Source organism: [Mycoplasma] cavipharyngis, assembly GCF_042984175.1.
Taxonomy (GTDB): domain Bacteria; phylum Bacillota_I; class Bacilli_A; order Mycoplasmatales; family Mycoplasmoidaceae; genus Mycoplasma_N; species Mycoplasma_N cavipharyngis.
In genome coordinates, this window is sequence record NZ_CP155569.1 from 976163 (window position 1) to 994031 (window position 17869).

The following is a 17869-nucleotide window of genomic DNA, read 5'->3' on the forward strand; positions in this document are numbered from 1 at the left end:
AAGATGATTAATTATGATTGTACTTTTTTTTGCTGATCATTATTTTCTGATTCTGCTGCTTCTTCAGCTTTGATTTGGTTTAATCTAGCTTTAGCATCTTGTCAAGAAAAATAAAAAGATCCTAGAACAACTAGACCAATGCCAATTAAAATAAAAACATCAGGAAAGTTAAAAATGGAATTATTATCAATTGTTCAATAGTCAACAACAGCATTAACTGCTAAATAAAGGTTGTTATCAACTAATTGAGTTTTATCTAAGTTAGTACCAAAATAATCAGGAACTAAACGATCAATAAAATTAGACATTCCTGATGCAAAAACTAAAGTTACTGCTATAGCATTATAATATTTCGTATTATGAATTAAAATGATCCCTGTTAGAATTACAGGAATAATTTGTAAAACATAAACAGCAGCAGCATTATTACTTAATAGTCCAAAAGAAATTCCAGTATTTGCTGCAATTTTAGTTGTTGCTTGATTAAAATTAGCAGCAAATGTTAAATTAAGATAATGTTGTCTTAATCCAAAGGAAATGCCAAAAATAATAATCATTACTAATGAAGTAATGGCGTAATTAATTAAAAGTTTTTTGCGTTGCACAACAAATAAATCAAAATAATAATTTCTAATGTTATTTTTTTGTGCTAATCAAAAATTAGGATCAACAAATTTTTCTAATACGTTTTTCACAATTTATTTACAATATTTCTCAGGATGTTTTTTTTGCATTAATTTTAAAAATTCAGATTTATCTAAATGATGATATTGCTCATATAAATGTTGGCATTCTTGTAATTCTTGAATTGCATAATCTAGATCATGAAAACTACCAACATCAACTTTTTTCTTTTCTAAATTTTTATAAGTCATAAAAAAGTCTTTAATTTCAGCTAATAAATGTTCTGGTAAATCTTTTAATGATTGATAATTACTATATCTTGGATCAACGTCAATTACAGTAATTAGTTTCGTATCAGTTTCATCTTGATCAACCATACTCATTGCTCCTAAAACTCGTACAGGAACGATTGATCCAACTTGAAATGCTTGATCAGCAATTACTAAAGCATCTAATTCATCCCCATCCCAATCAATTGTTTTTTCAATTAAACCATAATTGTGAGGGTATGATCCTGCACCATATAAAATTCGATCAACATAAATTTTATGATCACTACGATTATATTCATATTTAATTTTAGAAAATTTTGGGATTTCAATCATTACATTTAAAACAAAACTGTTTTTCATATCATAAAACCTTTCAAAAATTATCAATTGTTATTGATTTATTATCAAATGAATCAATTTTTTTAAGTTTATGCTCAAAATAGCTTAAAAAAATTAATTACTAATTTTTTAATTATATTGCAACTATTGAAAAATATAATATTAAATCAAAAACAAATAAAAAATTTTATCTTTTTTTAGCCATCAAGTATTAACAAGTTTTTTTAATGAGATTAGTTAGTAATTTTGTTACTAAATTGTTTAAAAATAATTTAAAATTATTTTTTCCTATTTATTAAGTGTTTATCAAAATTAAAAAATTTTATGGATCAAAAGTATTTAAAAGAAATTTATCACCAAATTGTTAATGTGGACAACTTTCCTATTAAAGGAATTAATTTTAAAGATATTACACCATTGTTTTTAAAGCCAGAATTAGTTAACAAAATTATTGATGAATTAGTTGTTTTTGCAATTGATATGAAAGCTGATGTTATTTTAGCACCTGAATCACGTGGTTTTTTATTTGGTCTACCAACTGCACTAAAGGCCAATTTACCTTTTGTTTTAGCAAGAAAACCAGAAAAATTACCACGAGAAACTGTTAGTGAACCTTGTGTTTTAGAATATGCTAAAACTGCTTTTCATGTTCATCAAGACGCAATTCTACCTAATCAAAGAGTTTTGATTATTGATGATTTATTAGCAACTGGTGGAACTACTAATTGTTTAGCAAAACTAATTAAAAAACTTGGTGGGATTTTAATTGGTAGTGCTTTTTGTGTTGAAATTAAAGCACTAAATGGTCGAGCCAATGCTTCTACACCAGTGTTTGCAGTTGTTAGTTACTAAAAACAGCCAGCATAAAATCACAAATTAATTCTAAAATTCTTTTATTATTTTTTTGCTGTTGAATCAGTTGCATTAGCTTGATTGCGATCAACTAGTGTTACATTAAGAAGTGTAGCAAGAATTTTGACATTATCAAAAGATCAGTTTTCAACAAGATAATTAAATTCATTTTTTTGATAACCCAAATCATCTAAACCATTATTATTTTTAATTTGATTGTTAGCAGGAGATGGTCTAACTGTTTTTAAATTACTGTCAAATAAAATTGCAGCAAAATCTTTAATTCAAGTTTTTAACTTAGTATCAAAATCTTGATTGTTATTTAAAACTTGAGTTGGTTTAGAATTATTTAATTCTTTAATTGCATCAAATAATTTTTGATATGTTTCATTAGTTCAATTATTAACATTTGATAATAAAAATCTTAATAAGTTTTCAAAAAAACTAACAAGATCTTTTTTGATGTTTTTTAATAAATAATTATTAAAAAATTGATTTGGTTCAAAAAATTCAAGAAATTTTTGAGCAACTTGATTATGAATCTGATTAGATTGATTATCTTTTGTTGAAGTTGTAGTTGAAGTTGATGAATTAGAATTATTTTTTAAATCTTGAAAGTAATTGTTATTAACTAAATCTTGACCTGCTTGAATTAGATTAATCATGGAACTATTATTAATCTGATCAGCAACAATAAAATTAAAATTATTGACTAAATCAGATTGACTTAGTTTTTTTGTGCCCACTTGATCTAAGTTTGTTGTTAAATTAAAAACTAAATTATCAGTAAATTTAGGATTATTTGCTAATCAACTAACTAGTTTTTGATAATTATTATTTGCACTAATAAATGTATTAAATGAATCGTTTGCCATCACACCTAATCATTTAGATAAATATAGTTGATAAAAACTAATTCCTGATGATTTAAGTAAAGCTAAAAATGATTTACCAGTTTGATTTTGGGATAAAATCTTATTTAAACTGGCATCATTTTCTAAAGTTGATTTTCTAAATACAGTTTCATTACCCTTTGTTCCAGCAATTTCATGTACTAAATTTTGATCTGATAAATTAAGTTTAAAAAGTTGTTTGTGTTGATGAGCATCAGTTTTTAAATATTGAAGATCTCATAAAGGGTTTAATTTGTGTCATTCACTAACTGTTGCTTCAGGTGTGTTTTTTGGTGTTAAACTTAATTTTAAAAAGATGTCTTGAGCAATTTTTTTATGACCAATCATTGTTGGGTGAATGTCAAACAAATTATGAGCATATTCTCTAGCATGATTGTTTCAATTAGCTTGATCATATACATGAACTCAATTAACATTATTGGTTTTTGCTATTTGACCAATTGTATTAACATTTAATTGGTTTAAAAGATCATCTAATGAGAACTTAAATAAACCATGACTAAATGCTTGTTCAATGGTTTCACTAATTCTTAATAATGGTTTAGGATAATCAGTTAAAACAATTTCAGCATTAGGATTAATGGCTTTAATGCGATTAATTAATTTTTGATAATTAGTAGCAATGTTAAGAAAAAAACTTATACTACTTTCTGGAGTAATAAAATTTAGGAATTGATTTGATGATAATACTGATAATAAAGCATTGCCACCTAATGAAATGGTAATTAAATTAGCGTTTTTAATTTTATTAATTACTTGATCAAAATCTGAAGCAGCAAAATTTTTAAAATAGTTTTCTAGACGATTTTTATATGGATTGTGCTCTAATTGATTATTTTGTTTGACTTGTTGAAAATATTGAATTCTTTGACTAACTTGATAATCTGAATTAGGTTGACCTAAAAAGTATAATCAATCAGTAATTTGTGATCCTGAAACTGCTAAATTAGTAAAATCATTTAAAACTAATGAATCATTACTATTAATATAATGGGCTAAAAATGCTGGATAACTTCATCCATTAACATTTTTTAAATTATTATATTCACCACTAGCATCAATTCCACCTAAATCAGCATTATAGCCAGCAGCAATTGAATCACCAATTGCAACATAATTAACTGCTTGTTGTCTGTTAGTTGATTTTGTTGGTAATCGTGAACATGCTGAGAGCACAATTGATCCAGTCAAACCAATTGTTGCAACAAACATTAAGTGTTTTTTAAATTTAAAGTTTTTTATAGTTAATAATTTCCTTACTTTAAAACTGAGTTTTATTATAAAGATTAAATTAATTAATCACTAGTTAATTTTAAAGATAATCTTGTTAATAAAAATTAATCGTTTTTTTATTTGCCCTTTAGATAACACTTCATTATCACTTAGTTGATTAAACCAGTGAGCATAAATCCAGCGATCAAGTGATGCAGTGGCTCATAACTTGTATGAGCCATAGGCGGGAGTATTTGTTCCCTCCAGTTTCAAGCTGTTAATGTTAGCATTTGTATCAATACTATCAGAAACATCAGCCACTTGATAAGCAAAATCACGGTTAATGCCCCCTAAATAAGTGTGGCTGAAAAAGGGTGTTTTATCTCCTCCAGTAACCAATCCCGCTAAATTCGCTCCAACTCAAATTCGGCGAAAATAAGGGTTGAAGGTGGTATTGTCTGAAGAAGATCCAATTTGGTTGTTTCATGGAAAGATGGGTTTGCCCATCACATTTGTTGGGTTGTTTTTGATCATAATTTGCTTGGAGGGGGAGCTGGCTCCCCCTACCAGACCACCCCCACTTCCACTTCCCCCACCAAACCCATACTGAATCATCCCTGTGGGACCTTCCCGATCGTTTTCACCAACCGTCAACTTCGGTCACAAATACCAGCTGTCAGTTTGTTTTTGCTGTGGTCAAAAATCAAGCAACTGGTTGTTAGCAAAACTAATTTTAGGTAAAGTTTGATTGACATCTGCTAGACCAATTCGTTGGATTTTGTCGTTGGCAAGACCTGTACTACCAAGACTAAACCCATCTGACTTCTCATTCACCCCTTTCGTACTATAATACTTATTCCAATTCTCAGGATTTGGTCCAGGTCCGTGCATAGCATCATAAAACATGTTGTTTGCCACCTTCATTAATGATAAATGATAAAACCAGAACTGCAAGTAAGGTAGAGGTTTAATCCCTAATGGAGGAACATATTTGAGTTTGTTACTACTAAAATTAATATTAGTAAATAAGTTGGGAGAAACGGGGAATACCTCAATTTGATTATGACTAAAGTCAATATTATTAATGTCTTTAGTGATCATTAAGCGGGTGGAACCAAAGTTGAGGCCTTTGGAACGGTTAGCATTATTACTTCCTTGGATTAATCCATCTGAGTCTGTAATAATGCCACTTGATGAGTCAAACATCATGTTATCATTCGTGTTGTTGGCATTCATATTTGTGCTTGGATTCACCTGATTAACATACACTCCTCCTTCCTTATTATTAAAATAAAAGTTGTCAGATGAGATGGCAGCAAGGAAGGAGGGGTAGTACAATAATTAAAAAAATCACTGTTATTCTTACAAACAGTGATTTGATTAAATATTAAAATTATTAAATTAATTTTAATAATTATTAGAACTGATATTTGTTTTTAGAGATTCAAAAGTTTTTTGAACAAAGTTTTTCAGAAAACCATCTGCAGTTTGATTTCCATTTCAATTAAAATCATGGACAAAAATTGCTTCAACTACTTGGGCGATAAATGTTTTAACATCATTTAAAAATACATTAGAAGTATTAATTTGATTAAAATTCAATTGTGCTAATTCTGGAATATTAAAATTATTTATTTCATTAATTTGTTTTAGAGCATCAATTAATTTTCTGAAAAAATATCCAGGATTTTCAACAATTAACTCAGATAAATATTGATTCAATTCTTGATCCTTTTTAAAGAAATCAATAAATCTAGTCACTTGATCTTTACTTCAAGTAGTTTGAATTGATAAATTATGTAATGCATTGGCAAGATTAGTTAGTGTAATTGGACTAATATTATCAACATTAAAAAAGATTAATTTATTAGTAACATTAGTTGCTGTTTGATATTTCTGATTTATTCGATTTTCTTCATCGATTAGATCTAAATTATCTTCTAAGTTGTTATAAAGATCAGTTAAAAACCCAGGATTATTATTCAATCATGTTAAAAAATGAGAATAATTATCGTTTTCTTGAAGAAAATTATTAAATTTAGTTTGATCTTTTAACCCTAATCATTCTTGAAGAAGTAATTGGTATAAATTAATCCCACCTTTTTGAGCAAACTCAATAAAAGAATGAGATTTATTAGCGCTTTTTCAAATTGTATTTAAATCTCTATCGTTTGAAATTTGTTCCTCTTCAATTTTTTTAGAAACGCTATTACTATCAGTCAAAATTGTTCTAATTAAATCTTCATTAGAAAGATCAACATCAAAAATTTTTCTAAATTGATTATTATCTTCTAATAAATATTTTTGATTTCAATTATGATTTAATTCAATTCATTGATCTATCCTATTTTGAGAATCAGTAGTTTGATTTAAACTTAATTTTAAGAAAATATCTTCAGCAATTCTTTTTTGACCATATTCAGTTGGATGAATATCAAATGGATTATGAGCAAATTTTTGACGATTTTGATTTCAACTAATAGAATCATCAACATGAATGAAATTAACTTGAGTTTTATTAGCCACATTTTTAATTGCTTTTAAATTTAGATCATCTAGAATGGATTGACTAATATTATTTAAATGAGAAAAAGATTCTGATGATATAGTTTTGCCAAATTCGCCTAGAGATTGATTAAATTTTTCAAGAACTTTTTGATTTATAACTTGATGAATTCTTAATAGTGGCATTGGATAATCAGTAATCACAATTTCTGCATTAGAATTAATTTTTTTGATTACACTAATTAAACTTTCATACTTATCTCTAATTGATGATATTCTGTTTGTAAATTCGGTTAAAAAACTTGTAGAAATCGACAAATAACCAAGCGGACTATTAAGTGAAGGGTCTAAAATTGAATTCAATAAATCATTTGTGAGAGAAAATCAATCATTAGCGCCTAATGATATGCTAATTAAATTTGCGCCTTTAATTTTAGTAATTAATTTTGAAAAATTACTTGAATCAAAAGTACCAAAATAATTTGTAATCCGATCTTTATAAGGATTTTCACTAATCTTATTTTGATTTAAGACTGATTTAAAATAACTTAAACGAGCATTTTCTTCATAATCACTTGGTTTATGATTTAAAAAATATAGTCAATCATTAATTTGTGATCCTGAAATTGCTAAATTATCAAACTCTTCTAAAGCAAGAGAAGGTGTATTTAAAATATAATTAGCTAAAAAAGCAGGATAACTTCAACCACTAACTTTTTGATTAGATTTATTAAAACTACCACTTGCTTCAATGCCACCTAAATCAGCATTATAACCAGCAGCAACTGAATCACCAATTGCAACATATTTTATTTGTTTTTTAATCTAAATTCTTTAGAAGTAGGATCATTATTATTATCTGATTCTAATTGATCATTTAATGATGATGGTGGTGATTGATCTTGTGAATCATTTGAACCATTATTAGAATTTTCAGAAGATCGATTTGAACCATTTGAAACAGGATCATCATTCTGAGATGAAGGGTCAGTAGATGGTTTAAAAGATGGGTCAATATTTGATTTTGTAGCTGTTGAACAAGCTGATAATAATAAAGTTGTTGTAACAACAAAAATAAAACCAAATCCAAAATATTTTTTTAATTTTCGTTTCAACATTTGATCTTGATAAAAATTAAAATGCCACAAGCAAAATTAGCATCTTAAAATTTACTCCTTATATTTTTAATTAGTTATTAGTTAATCCAAAATGGGATCATATTTTATCACAATGATCAATTATTTATTTATTCTAAATTATTGATCATTAAAAAATTATTTTAGTTTAGTATTCACTAATAAATTTTTTTGGATTAATGATTGAAAAAATTAAAATCCTAATTGTAGTTTTTTTAAATCAATGGAAAAACTAATTTCAAGCAAAAAATAAAAAATTTTTGACGTCAATTTTTTCACCGTTTAATTGTACTAAAATCAATTTTTTGTGATTTAGCAATCCGTTCATGAAATGCTTGAGAATGAATTGCAGCCATTTTTTTAGAATAAATTAATAATACTGTTTCATAATTTAAAAATAAAGAACGAAAGTCTCAATTATATGTTCCTGTATAAACTAATTTTTCATCAACAACAGTAATTTTTTCATGATTAAAACCATAATATTCATAAATTTCAATTCCTGATTCTAATAAGGTTTCATAATAAAAACGATTCATTGATAAAACAACTTTAGTGTGATCAGGTTCTCTTGGGAAAATTAATTTAATTTTAATCCCTGAATCAGCAGCAATTTTTAAAGAATTAATAATACTTGAATTTGGGAAAAAATATGGTGTGGCAATTTCAATTTTACTTTTAGCTTGTAAAATAATTTGGTTTAAATTATTGACAAAAATTTTTTCATTAACATCAGGTCCTGATTCAGCAAATTGCATAATCATATTATTTTGATTATTAGTTGGACGATAAATTTGAAAGTATTTTTCTGGATGATTGATTAAAGTATTATTAGTTAGTAAATTACCACAATGAAAGTTTCAGTCATAAGCAAATAATAAGTTTAAACTATTAACAATTGGTCCTTCTAAATAATAACAATAATCATTTAAAGGAAATTTATCTTTAGAAATATTGAAATAACAATCAGAAATATTAGCACTACCATAAATAGCATATTTATTATCAACAATTAAAACTTTTTTATGACAACGAAAATTAAGTAAGGAAAAAGTTTTTCAATAATGAAAGCCATTAAAATAATAAATTTCAATTCCTGCATCTCTAATTGCTGCTAATTTTTTTTTGCTTCATTTGTTAAATGCACCAATATAATCAACAATAATTCTAACTTCAACACCTTGTTTAATTTTTGTTTTTAAAATATCAAAAATTGCATCTCAAACTAATCCAGGATGAATTTGATAGTATTCTAAGTGAATGAATTTTTCAGCCTGTTGAAGTGTTTTAATAATTTCTAATAATGATTGATGGGGTTTAGCAAGAAACTTGACATCATTATTTTGATATACTGGTCGATCACAAGCTTGATTTAAATACTCAAAAACTAGTGGCATTTTTTTATTGTTAGAATCTAACTTAATTTTTTCAAAATCACTAAAATCTTCATACTGATTAAATTGTTTTAAATCATGACGATATTCTGCTAAACTTCTGCGTCTAATTCCTGAAACACCAAAATAAACAAATAAAGTTTGGCCTAAAAAGGGAATCAAAATAATTCATAAGATTCATAATGATTTAAATGATTCATAACGTTTAGAACTAATAATATAATTAGCAAGAATGATCGAAACTAAATAGTTAAATAAAAATGCTCCAAGAATAATATAATTTTTAATCGGTTGTTGGTTTTTAACCCAAAAAGAAAAAAAGAGAATGTAGATTACTACTAAAAAAATTGAAGCAATAAATCTAATTCAGATTTTTTTTGTGCTAACCATTATTAGAAATTAAAATCTTTCTTATAATATTTTCTACTTTCTTGCATAAGAGTAATTTAATATTAGACATTTTTAGATCATATTTTTTCATCAATTAAACTAATTGAAAAAATGTTGCATCTAAATATTAAATTTAGACACAACATTTTATTAATTTTAATAATAAGTTATTTAGTGAAAAATAAACTAAATTTAACCTATTTAAAAGGTGCTAAAATTTTATCTTTTAAACTAAATTTAGGAAATAATTTACGTGGTAATTTAATTAACAATACAAATGAGATAATTAAAACAAAAATATAACATGCAAAAATAATCATGTTACGACGGTTAGTTGCTTTTAGTTTGTTAGCTAAATATTGAGGATCTAAAATTTTATCAGGACCACCATATTCTGCTTCTAATTGCATAATTTGTGATTTTAGTCATAAACTTCTAATCACATGTAAAAATAGAAAAATAGTAGCAATAATTCCAATAATAATTAAATAAGTTCTTAAACCAAAATTACCAGTATCAGTTTCAGAAAATTTAGTTACTAATTTTGCTGATTCAGCTAAAGTTTTCTGACCACCAACATATCAACTATTAATTGCAAAAACAGCAATGAAAATTAAAATCACTGATAAAACTAAAGTAACATAAACAGCTGCTGCTAATCAAGCTAAAGAATTTTTTCCTGTTCTTAGTAAAACATAAGTTCTTTTAACATAATAAGTTGGTTCACTAGGAAATCCTGTTTCTTTAACTTTAGCATTTTCTTTAGCAAAACCTGAATAAATAATAATATTATTAATTCAAATTCAAATGATAACGCCATAAATAAAACCAAATGGTAATAAAATTGGCCAGTAACTAGAATTTAAATCTAATTGAATTTTTAAAACTCTTAAGTCAAATGATGGATAAAAAATTGCTAGACATAAAAGAATAAAACAAGCAGTTGCTGCTAAACCAACAATATTAGCAATAAAACAAGAAAAAATGCGAACATGAAACGCTCGAACATAAAAAATTGGTCGAGTGTCTTTTCTTCTATTCGCTTGAATACTTGATGAAGGAATTTCTGAATGGTGATAAGACTGTTTTGTTGCAATACCACTTTTTTCAGTTTGATCAGATCTTGGAATCGTTTGGTTAATCATATTTTTAAGCAAAAATTTTTAATTTCTTTTTATTTTGTTTTCAAGGATAGTTAATTTTTTCAGCAACACTATTAGCAGTATCTTCACCAACTAATTTTTCAACTACAGTAAATGCTAATTCAAAAGAATTACCTGAAGCTTGTGCAGTAATTAAATTGTTTTCAATATGCACTGGAACATCTAATCATGAATCTTCAAAACCACGTAGTAAATTTTTATCATTATAAGCAGTAAATTTTGTTTTACGAAACTTAAGATCTTCAATCACTGTATAAAAAACAATTGGTGCTGCACAAATTGCAATTAATCATTTATCTTTTGTTGCAGCAAATTTTTTAATTGCCTCATGTAATTTTGATTCACCAATGTTTTTTTGGGTTGCTGGTGGAATTAAAAAGCGATCATATCCAGGTCCACCAGGTAAAAAAATGGCATCATACTGATTAAAATTAACCGTGTTTAAATTGAAGTTAGTGTTAACTTTAACACCAGAATAAGCAAGGGTAAATCCATTACGAACTTCACAAACAATAATATCAACAACAATGCCAGAACGTTTTCAAATATCAACAGGAATGAATAATTCCATATCTTCTATTTGATTTACTGTCATTACAGCAATTCTAACTGCATTTTTTTTTGCCATAAATTAATACCTACAGTATTTCAAATCAACTAACTATTTTCAAGATTTGATTTTAGACTCTTAATTATAACATATTAGCATTTTTCAAGGATTGATATTTATCCCTCAATCTGATTTTCAATTTAGATAACTAAAATCTTTAAGTTGGTAATTTTAAATCTTAAACTTAAGATTGTTTAATTTTTTTAACTAAACAGTAAAAAAATAGTTAATTTAGATCAAAAAAGATCAATTAACAATTAATTTTTAATATAATGATAGGGTAATGTTGCTAATCATTAATGTTTAATTTTTAATTAAGAAGTGTGAAGTTTCTTTTTGAATAATTCATAACTATTAGATTTAGCATTAATTGTTTTTATCACTTTATAAAAATTAAAAAGTTAATTAAAACTAATATTATTAAAAATTACAAGATTGTTGACTGGATTGCAGTTGAAGGTTGATCAATTAGTTGTTATCTTATAATTTATCTTATTAGCAAATGATTAATTTTTAACTAATTTTAAAACTAGATTTATTTCTGAAATTATTTAGAAATTTGATGTTAAATTAAATCTATAAAAGATAAAAAATTAAAAAGTAGTTTATTTTTCTTGTTGCAGTTAATCTAAAAATAGTATTTTCGACTGTTTGATTGAAGTTTTAATTAGATAAGTTCTAATTTTATTGATTTTTGTTTTAGACTTTGTGACTAATAATTAAGCAAGCTTTAGGGGTTTAAAATTATTAAGCCATTTTGGAATTAATCAATTTTAAACGCTTATATGATGTGTTAATTCAAGTTGAAGAAGTTATCAGTAAAAGATAAAAAGTTACTAATTCAAAATAATTTTAAATTTGTTAAATATGTATTTTATGATTAATCAAACAATTAATCTAAATTAGCAATTTGTTTTTAGCATTTTTGGTCTAAGTTAATTGATTTTTGAAAATAATTGAAGTTTAAAGATGGTCTTTAAAAATTAATTAGTTGATTGTTAGTTATCATGCTTAATAAAATTTAAAATGACAAATTTTTAGTAAGACTTAGTGATCTTAAGGACACAATTTAGTTTGTTAAAGTAAAAATCAATCATTGATAAGTTTAATTTTATTGAAAAATCAAAAAACATAATTTTTGGCGATATTACAACTAAAGATTGTTTAATAGCATCTATTGCTTCTTAAATAGCAAACATTTAAAATGACCCCAAATTAGGGGTTATTTTTTTATTTACTTAAATTAAATTTAAAAAATAATATTTTATAATTTGAATCATACTTTTATGAACCAAAATGATCCTAAAATTATTATTGCTCTTTCAGGTGGGGTTGATTCAGCTGTAGCAGCAGTATTATTAAAAGAAAAACACCAAAACTTACATGCTGTTTATATGCGTAATTGGGACAGTGCTTTAAATCATGATTTATTAGGTCATAAAAAACAACAAAAAGGATGTAATGACGCAAATGATTTATTGGCTGTGAAAAAAATTTGTCAGCAATTAAACATTCCCTTAAAAGTTTATAATTTTGTTCAAGAATATTGAACTGATGTTTTCTTACCCAGTTTAGAACAACTAAAAATTGGTCAAACACCTAATCCAGATGTAGCATGTAATCAAAAAATTAAGTTTGGTGTTTTACTTGATCAAGTCTTAAAAACTTTTGGTAATAATATTAAAATTGCTACAGGACATTATGCTAAAGTTGAAAAAATTAATGATCAGTATTATTTAGCAACTGCAGCAAATCAATGAAAAGATCAAACTTATTTTTTAAACCAATTAGATCAAAAACAATTAAGTTATATTATTTTTCCACTAGCAAATATTGCTGATAAAAAAATGGTGCGAGCTATTGCTAAAAAACATCATTTAGCAGTTTGAGATAAAAAAGATTCAACTGGTATTTGTTTCATTGGCAAACGTAATTACAAACCTTTCATTCATAATTATTTAGATTATCAAAAAGGTGAGATTATTGATGTTAAAACTAAGCAAGTATTAGGGATTCATGATGGTTTATCTTTTTATACGATTGGACAAAGAAAAGGATTAAATCTTTCAGGACAAGAGCAACCAACATTTGTTTGTGCTAAAGATTTGACTAAAAACCAACTTTTTGTTTGTCGTGCAGATTTAATTGAAGTGTATTTATCAAAAACCAAAACACAAATTAATCAGATGCACTGAATTAATCAACCTTTAAAAATCAATGATCAAGTTTATTTAAGGTTTCGTCATACTGGTACTTTACATTTAGCCACAATTGCAAAAATTGAAGCTAAACAAATTTATTTGCTTCATAACAAAATTAAAACAACTGCTCCTGGACAATATGTTGTTCTATACTCTTTAGATCAAAAATATTGTTTAGGTGGAGGAATATTAGAAAAATAAGATTGTTAATAAAAAACTTACTATGATTAAATTAACTAGTCAAGAACTAAGAGAATTATGAATTAATTATTTTCAAAAAAATCATCATTTATTTATCCCACCACGATCAATTATTCCTGATAATGATCCATCATTATTGTTCATTAATTCTGGTATTGCGACATTAAAACAATATTTTTCAGGTCAAGTTGAACCACCAAGTAAAAGATTGGTTAATGTTCAAAAAGTAATTCGCACTAATGATATTGAAAATGTTGGTCTAACATCAAGACATCATACTTTTTTTGAAATGATGGGTTATTTTTCTATTGGTGATTATTTTAAAAAAGCAGCAATTAATTTTTGTTATCAGTTTTTAATTGAAGAACTAAAAGTCGATCCAAAATTACTTTACATTACTGTTTATCAAAATGATCAAGAAGCATATCAAATTTGAACTGATTTAGGAATTGATTCTAATCATATTATTAAGTGTGATCAAAAACGGAATTTTTGAGATGTTGGTAATGGTCCTTGTGGTCCTTGTAGTGAAGTTTATTATGATCGGGGTGAAATTTATGATCCCAAAAAACAAGGAATACAACTTTTTTTAGATGATCTTGAAAATGATCGTTACATTGAAATTTGAAACATTGTTTTTAGTGAATTTAATAATGATGGTAATAATCATTATCAACCACTATTACAAAAAAACATTGATACTGGTGCAGGTTTTGAACGCATTTTAGCAATTAGTCAAAATGTGCCAACTAACTTTGATACTGATTTGTTTCAATCAATTATTGTTGCAATTGAAAAGTTTGGGTGTAAACATTATCAAATTAATAATTACTTCATTAAAGATCATTATCAAACTAAAATTAATTATCTTTATAAAGTGATTGCTGATCATTTAAGAGCAATTGTAATGATCATTAATGATGGTGTTATTTTTGATAATAAAGGGCAAGGTTATATTGCTCGTAAACTATTAAGAAGAATTGCTGGGTTTGCTAAAATTTTACAATTATCTGATCAATTTTTAACTGCTGGAATTATTGCTGTGATTGAAAATTTAAGTTGTTATTATTCTGATTTAATTGATCATCAAAATAAAACAATTACTTTAATTAAAAATGAATATCAACTATTTTTAAGAACATTAGAACAAGCTTGAAAAGTTTTATCACAAGTAATTAATCAAGCAACTAGTAGGAAATTAGATAGTTATCAAATTTTTAAATTAATTGAAACGCATGGTTTTCCTAAAGAACTTTTAGATGAAGTATTAGATCAAAAAGGTTATCATTATGATCTTGCTGACTATCAAAAATTCTTTCAAGAACATCAAAGAATCTCAAAAAAACTAAAAAATATTAATGCTTTAAAAAACCAAAATAATAACTTAATGCAATTTGATCAAGTAACTAAATTTGATTATTTAAACCACCAATTAACTGCTAAAGTAATTGCTTTGTTTAATCAAGATTGAGAAATGGTACAATCACTAAAAAATGAACCAGGTTATGTTATTTTAGATCAAACACCAATTTATGCACTATCAGGTGGACAAGAGTGTGATTATGGTTGAATTAATAACTTTTATGTTAGTGATGTTTTTAAATCAGTTCACAACCAAAACGTTCATTATTTAGCTAATGTCACTTTAGATTTAAACCAAGAAGTAGTTGTTAAACATGATCAAGTTCGAAGACAGCAATTATCACGACAACACTCATCAGAACATTTATTACATGCTGCACTAAAACAAATTTTAAATCCTAACATTAAACAAGAAGGTGCAGCTAAAGCAGTGAATAAAATTAGTTTAGACTTTAGATGACACATTAAACCAACTGATCAAAATTTAGTTGCTTTTGAACAATATGTGCAAAATAAAATTGCTGAAAATCATCAAGTTGTTACTGAACTAACAACATTAGATGATGCTAAAGCCAAAGGTGCTAGTGCTTATTTTGAAGATACTTATAAAAAACAAACTGGCTTATTAAGGTTAGTAAAAATTTCAGAAGATAGTCTTGAATTATGTGGGGGCACTCATGTTCAATCAACTAATCAAATTGAAGATTTTTTAATTATTGGTTTAAGTTCAAAAGGAGCAGGTTCATGACGGATTGAAGCTGTTTCAGGTAATCAAGAAATTAATAATTTTCTAGTTTTGCAAAATCAAAAATTATTTGATCAATATCAAGAATTATTAGATAATTTAGCAAAAATTAATTTAGCACAATCTGAAATTAATCAATGAACTAAAAAATGAAACCATCAAATTACTAAAAATAATTGAATTGCTAATAAAAATTGTTTAAAAGAATTAAAAGAATTTAATAATCAACAAATGATTGTTTTTAATCAAAACCAAAAAAAACAATTAGCACTAACTTTAAAAGAACAATTATTAAAACAAGATAGTCAACAATTAATTCATTCCATTAGTTTAGTTGATCAAGATCCAAAAGCAATTAATCAAGCAATTAATAGTTTTTTTAATGAACTAAATGATTATTTAGCAATTGTTTTTAATGTTAAAAACAATACTCAACAATATTATTTAGCAGCAAGTAAATCATTTTGAACTAAAAAACAAACTTCAGCAATTGCAATTGTAGAGCAAATTAATCAAAAAATGCAAGGTTCAGGTGGAGGTAGATTTGAAGTTGCTCAAGGTAGTTTTAGTCAAGAATTTAGTAGTGATGATGTCATTCAATTAATTAAAACTAATTTACTTACAAAAAAAGATTAAGTATTTTCTTTTTTTAATGATTTTTTTAGTTTCATTACATCTAAAGTTTCATCTGTTAAAACAAAATTGTGACATTTAGTGCGCACTAATTTTTTTAAGTAGGCAACTGTATTTAGTTTTGTTGCTAAATCTTCAGCAAAACTGCGAACATAAAAACCTTTAGAAACTTCTAATTCTATTTCAATGTAAGGAAAATTAAAAGCAATTAATTTCAATTGAAAAATTTTAACTTTTCTTGGTGTAATGATTACTGATTTTTCAGTCCGAGCATATTGATATAATTTTTTACCATTAACTTTAACAGCAGAAAATTGATGGGGTGTTTGATAATATTCTAAGCCATTAAAATAATTAATTACATTAGTTAATTGAGCTAAATTAATAACAACATCTTGTGTAGTTATTAATTTACCTTCAGCATCAGCTGTAGTAGTTTTTTTATTAAGTTCAATAATTGCTTGATATTTTTTATTTTCTAATAAAAATTGGTTCAGTGTTTTTGTTTTTTGGTTAATGCCAATAATTAATAAACCTGTAGCTAATGGGTCTAAAGTTCCACCGTGGCCAATTTTTTTAACACCTAAGAAATGTTTTAAAAATGAGACAACATCTTGACTAGTTCAGTGAATTGGTTTATTAACAGCAAAAATTTGATCTTTTAAAAATTGTTCTAAAAAAGAATCAATTTCAGCTTTTGTGTATAATTGGTTGTTTTTTTTGTGTCATAAAAATCAATAATAATTAAATTTTAATTGATATTTATTAAATTAAAGTAATAGTGAGAAATCTTTAGCATAATAAAGAAAAGATTTTGAGTAAAATTTTTGGCAATAATAATAATATATAATGATTATGTCAATGGATAAATTAACAAATACATTAATATATGTATATATAGTATTGTTGACCAAAATTTATTATTAAAAAAGGAAATTATTAAGAAAAAAATTATTATGAATAAGCATTCTAGAATTTGAGACAAACGTTATGGAAACCAAACAAGTATTTTAGATTTTGCGGGCAGAAGAATGGATAGATCAGCATACGGAAACCCAAATTCCAAATATGGATGAAATCTACATCATGTTTTGCCTGAATCTCAAGGAGGTTCATCAGAAGAATCTAACTTGGTTTGTGCAAATATTAAAACAAATGAAGAAGCTGCTGATAAAACAAGTTTTGAAATAGATGGTATTCACTACCAAGTGCAAAAAATAGATGGTGTTTATAAAATTGTAAACCAAAAAACTAAAGAAGTGGTTAGTGATAATTAAAAAAATAACTAAATTAATTAAACAGGAACAAGTTCATAT

General features: G+C 25.7%; 15 protein-coding genes. 5 read left to right on the forward strand and 10 right to left on the reverse strand.

What is annotated here, in order from left to right; translation table 4 throughout:
* Window positions 1–11: 11 nt before the first annotated feature.
* Entirely contained in the window at window positions 12–695 is a 684-nt protein-coding gene (locus MCAV_RS03885) for a signal peptidase II (protein ID WP_391591808.1), read from the reverse strand.
* A 3-nt stretch (window positions 696–698) separates the two neighbouring features.
* A complete protein-coding gene (locus MCAV_RS03890) occupies window positions 699–1256 on the reverse strand; it encodes an inorganic diphosphatase (protein WP_391591809.1) in 558 nt (185 codons plus the stop codon).
* Window positions 1257–1559: 303 nt separating this feature from the next.
* On the opposite strand from MCAV_RS03890, the gene MCAV_RS03895 reads away from it, so the two are divergent.
* Entirely contained in the window at window positions 1560–2087 is a 528-nt protein-coding gene (locus MCAV_RS03895; RefSeq protein ID WP_391591810.1) for an adenine phosphoribosyltransferase, read from the forward strand.
* A gap of 44 nt (window positions 2088–2131) precedes the next feature.
* Here the strand turns inward: MCAV_RS03895 and MCAV_RS03900 are convergent, their stop codons facing one another.
* The 7 genes from MCAV_RS03900 to MCAV_RS03930 form a co-directional block, all read right to left on the reverse strand.
* Complete coding sequence (locus MCAV_RS03900; protein WP_391591811.1) at window positions 2132–4213, reverse strand: SGNH/GDSL hydrolase family protein; 2082 nt, start codon at window positions 4211–4213, stop codon at window positions 2132–2134.
* A gap of 90 nt (window positions 4214–4303) precedes the next feature.
* Window positions 4304–5551 carry a hypothetical protein gene (locus MCAV_RS03905; protein ID WP_391591812.1) on the reverse strand — a complete coding sequence of 416 codons (1248 nt, stop codon included), beginning with the start codon at window positions 5549–5551 and terminating at the stop codon, window positions 4304–4306.
* A 69-nt stretch (window positions 5552–5620) separates the two neighbouring features.
* The gene (locus MCAV_RS03910) at window positions 5621–7543 is read right to left on the reverse strand and encodes an SGNH/GDSL hydrolase family protein (RefSeq protein WP_391592252.1); all 1923 of its coding nucleotides are present in this window, start codon (window positions 7541–7543) and stop codon (window positions 5621–5623) included.
* The gene (locus MCAV_RS03915; protein ID WP_391591813.1) at window positions 7528–7836 is read right to left on the reverse strand and encodes a hypothetical protein; all 309 of its coding nucleotides are present in this window, start codon (window positions 7834–7836) and stop codon (window positions 7528–7530) included. The genes MCAV_RS03910 and MCAV_RS03915 overlap by 16 nt, the downstream gene beginning before the upstream one ends.
* A 233-nt stretch (window positions 7837–8069) precedes the next feature.
* Window positions 8070–9638, reverse strand: a complete 1569-nt coding sequence (locus MCAV_RS03920) for a phosphatidylserine/phosphatidylglycerophosphate/cardiolipin synthase family protein (protein WP_391591814.1) — start codon at window positions 9636–9638, stop codon at window positions 8070–8072.
* Between the two features lie 197 nt (window positions 9639–9835).
* Window positions 9836–10783: an MSC_0882 family membrane protein gene (locus MCAV_RS03925; RefSeq protein ID WP_391591815.1), complete on the reverse strand. Its 948-nt coding sequence runs from the start codon at window positions 10781–10783 to the stop codon at window positions 9836–9838.
* Window positions 10784–10787: 4 nt separating this feature from the next.
* A complete protein-coding gene (locus tag MCAV_RS03930) occupies window positions 10788–11429 on the reverse strand; it encodes a DJ-1/PfpI family protein (protein WP_391591816.1) in 642 nt (213 codons plus the stop codon).
* A gap of 1253 nt (window positions 11430–12682) precedes the next feature.
* On the opposite strand from MCAV_RS03930, the gene mnmA reads away from it, so the two are divergent.
* The gene (gene mnmA, locus MCAV_RS03935) at window positions 12683–13813 is read left to right on the forward strand and encodes a tRNA 2-thiouridine(34) synthase MnmA (protein ID WP_391591817.1); all 1131 of its coding nucleotides are present in this window, start codon (window positions 12683–12685) and stop codon (window positions 13811–13813) included.
* 22 nt (window positions 13814–13835) lie between these two features.
* Window positions 13836–16556: an alanine--tRNA ligase gene (alaS, locus tag MCAV_RS03940; RefSeq protein WP_391591818.1), complete on the forward strand. Its 2721-nt coding sequence runs from the start codon at window positions 13836–13838 to the stop codon at window positions 16554–16556.
* Here the strand turns inward: alaS and truB are convergent.
* Window positions 16553–17152, reverse strand: a complete 600-nt coding sequence (gene truB / locus MCAV_RS03945; protein ID WP_391592253.1) for a tRNA pseudouridine(55) synthase TruB — start codon at window positions 17150–17152, stop codon at window positions 16553–16555. The genes alaS and truB overlap by 4 nt on opposite strands.
* Here truB and MCAV_RS03950 point away from each other — a divergent pair.
* Both MCAV_RS03950 and MCAV_RS03955 read left to right on the forward strand, forming a co-directional pair.
* Window positions 17070–17294 (forward strand): hypothetical protein, encoded by a 225-nt coding sequence (locus MCAV_RS03950; protein ID WP_391591819.1) that lies wholly within the window; start codon window positions 17070–17072, stop codon window positions 17292–17294. The genes truB and MCAV_RS03950 overlap by 83 nt on opposite strands.
* A 215-nt stretch (window positions 17295–17509) precedes the next feature.
* Entirely contained in the window at window positions 17510–17830 is a 321-nt protein-coding gene (locus MCAV_RS03955; protein WP_391591820.1) for an HNH endonuclease, read from the forward strand.
* The last annotated feature ends 39 nt before the right edge of the window (window positions 17831–17869 follow it).